This window comes from Planktotalea sp. (assembly GCF_039984035.1).
Lineage (GTDB): Bacteria > Pseudomonadota > Alphaproteobacteria > Rhodobacterales > Rhodobacteraceae > Planktotalea.
In genome coordinates, this window is record NZ_JBDWVM010000027.1 from 1 (window position 1) to 2,732 (window position 2,732).

At 53.2% G+C, this 2,732-nt stretch carries 3 protein-coding genes; all 3 read right to left on the reverse strand.

Translation table 11 applies throughout. The features are described 5' to 3' along the window. The coding region (gene chrA, locus ABJQ89_RS01205; RefSeq protein ID WP_348494453.1) for a chromate efflux transporter at positions 1-873 on the reverse strand (873 nt) is incomplete at its 3' end. A 2-nt stretch (positions 874-875) separates the two neighbouring features. Beyond that, on the reverse strand, positions 876-1,694 hold the full coding sequence (locus tag ABJQ89_RS01210) for a sulfurtransferase/chromate resistance protein (protein WP_348494454.1): 819 nt from the start codon (positions 1,692-1,694) through the stop codon (positions 876-878). Between the two features lie 491 nt (positions 1,695-2,185). Beyond that, on the reverse strand, positions 2,186-2,732 hold a 547-nt coding region (gene repC, locus ABJQ89_RS01215; protein WP_348494455.1), incomplete at its 5' end, for a replication initiation protein RepC.

The following is a 2,732-nucleotide window of genomic DNA, read 5'->3' on the forward strand; positions in this document are numbered from 1 at the left end:
GAACTGTGTCACAAGGATCAGCGGGCCTGGCGTGGTTTCCGCGAGGCCCAACGCATCAACCATTTCTCCGGCGGACAACCAGCCGAACAGAACAACGACGTCTTGCGCCATATACGCAAGAACAGCGTAAGCACCCCCGAAGGTAACAATGGCGAGGGTCGAAAAAAATGTGCCAACCTCGACCAGCAGGTCCGGCGCGCCCAACCACACCAACGCAAACAGGGGAAGCAGCCAGATAGCCAGCCAACTGGCAATTGTGCCGAGCGCTTTTCCAACCGAGACATGCGCTATATCGACGATCTGTTGGTCTTCTTTCGTCGTCCCCACGACCCAACCTACAAGGCCAGCCAGCAGTACAATCAAGGGATAAGGAATAGAGAGAAAGAAAATTCCCACAAAGGCCAAACCGGCGATGATCCAATGTACACGCTCTGACAGTGCTTTCTTGGCGACGCGCAAAAGCGCTTCAACCACAATCACCAGAACGGCAGCTTTGATCCCGTAGAACAGCGCTTCGACCAAGGGCACATTGCCGTAAACGCTGTAAATCGCGGCGAGGGTCATAATCACCGCAGCGCCCGGGATCACGAACAACAGGCCCGCAATCAGGCCACCCAAAGTGCCATGCAACCGCCAACCAGCGTAGGTTGCAAGCTGCATGGCCTCAGGACCGGGCAACAGCATGCAGAAGCTAAGCGCATTTAGATACTGCCGTTCGGACAGCCAGCCACGGTCCTCGACCACTTCCTTATGCATCAATGCGATCTGAGCGGCAGGTCCCCCAAATGACAGGATACCAATTTTCCACCAGACACGCGTTGCCTCTCCCAAAGACGGCGTTTCGTCTTTGTGGGCGTTGTTTGAACCAGTCATGCTTATGGCTTCTTCGAAGAGGCTGGCCAGTCGTGGCCTTCGTCTGTCGCATCGCGAGCCCACCGGTAAAACGCATCATAAAGCAACATACCCGCTTCCTGCTGTTCCAGATCATTGCGATACATGCGCGACAAGCCAAGCGATGCAGCCAAAAGCCCGGCGGCTTCTGGTGCCAAGCCGGGCTCGTTTGTGTCAGCGCCGCGCACGATTGGAGCAAGCTTTGCCAGCGCTTTGTTTTCGATGCCAAACTCATCAATCATGGTGTCGAATGTGCATCTGTCGTCCCCGTGGCTCCAAAATACGTCTTCGATGTCAAACGGAGTTGCGCCGAAACGCTCGGCCACGTTGCGGACTTGGGGCGCGGAAACAAACAGGAACTGCGCTTTGGGATTAATGAACCGCCGGATCAGCCATGGGCACGCAATGCGGTCGATCTTAGGTCTGTGCCGTGTCACCCATAAGGTATGGCCCGCCTGGGTCAGTGCAGGCAAGTTTTCGGCAAGAACCATGGGCAATCCGGCGTCTCTCCACGCAAACTGGGCCCCTTCAAGAACTTCTGCCTGAACGCCACTGTTACGCAGAATAGCAGCAGCACCTTGGCTTATCTTAAGCCCCTTCTGACAATACACGATGACGTGCTGGCCTTTGAGGCTTTCAGCAAGGTCACCAACACGCAAAAACGGTTGGCGATATGCACCAGGAATCAAATGTGGGTCTGCATCAAAATCTTCATCAATGCGCACATCGAGCAAAACAGGACAATCGGTAGTGCCGACCAAACGGGTCAGCGTTGCGGTGGAAATTTCATTGTATGACGCCATAAAGCATCCTCCATCAAAAGAGATAAAACTGGAAGGATGCAAGTTTCGACTGGCGTCCCACGAGGTGTTTGCGAACCCCTGCATTTACTTTCTAACTCTGATATAATGTACAATTAGACTCTCGTTTCCGGACATTCGCTGCATAACAGAAGTCTGGAAGTTTGGGCTCGTTGCCGCCATTTGGTTCTTTCTTAAACGAGGGATTGAGATACATCGCCAAAACCGTGCTGAACGCTACCTGAGCAGCGTCTTATTTCATGCCGCACTCAAAATAGCCCAAACGGTTGGGTTTATCATTAGAAGTTTTGCCAAAGATGTCATTCTGCACTGAGCCGTAAGCGACCCCGTGAGGTCAGGATCCCGAGTTTCAACATAGGCCGTATCTCGACACATTCGAAATAGGGCTGCTCTACGAGCTTGCTCTAACGACACAAACGTTGGTTTTAAACAGCTCCCCCACCGCGTCTGCCGTTCGCTGTCGAACTCCATCATCAATGCGCCCTGACTTCACTCAGGCGGCCATGGAAACTACGCTCCAGGTGCAGGTCCCCTGCCCTCGCCTTCTCGACCATACCCCGTAGATATCCCCCAGGTGATTTGACCTCTCCAGTTGAGTGCTTATCGAAGATGAGGGCTATTGCGGCAGATGCTACAGCGGGACCAAGTGCTTTCTGCGACGTATTCCAGGCGTTTTCAGAAATCCCGGCCATGCCTCGGATCTTACCAGCGGCCCGGTGGAGATCATTCCAGTTTCGGATGTATCCTTCCACCCCTCGGGCCATCTGTGCAAAGTGCGGACAGGTGAGCATCAGCATCGGGATATCGATATCGGATTTGTGCTTGTTGGTATGAGTGCTCCAGTTGATATCAAGATCGACCTCTGCAGAGCTTTCAAGCACTGGCAGTTCAGGCTCAACGCCCGCCGCGTGCTTTTGTTCTAAGCAATTACTATTTACAGGATCAAGTTGTTTTGTAGTTAGTATGTGGGTGTCATCAGGGGCACCTCTGGGTGTCATATCTATATCAATTGAGACAACG

Bases quoted from the DNA above. Each gene is read 5' to 3' on its own strand.
- ABJQ89_RS01210 (WP_348494454.1), bottom strand. From the start codon at position 1,694: ATGGCGTCATACAATGAAATTTCCACCGCAACGCTGACCCGTTTGGTC.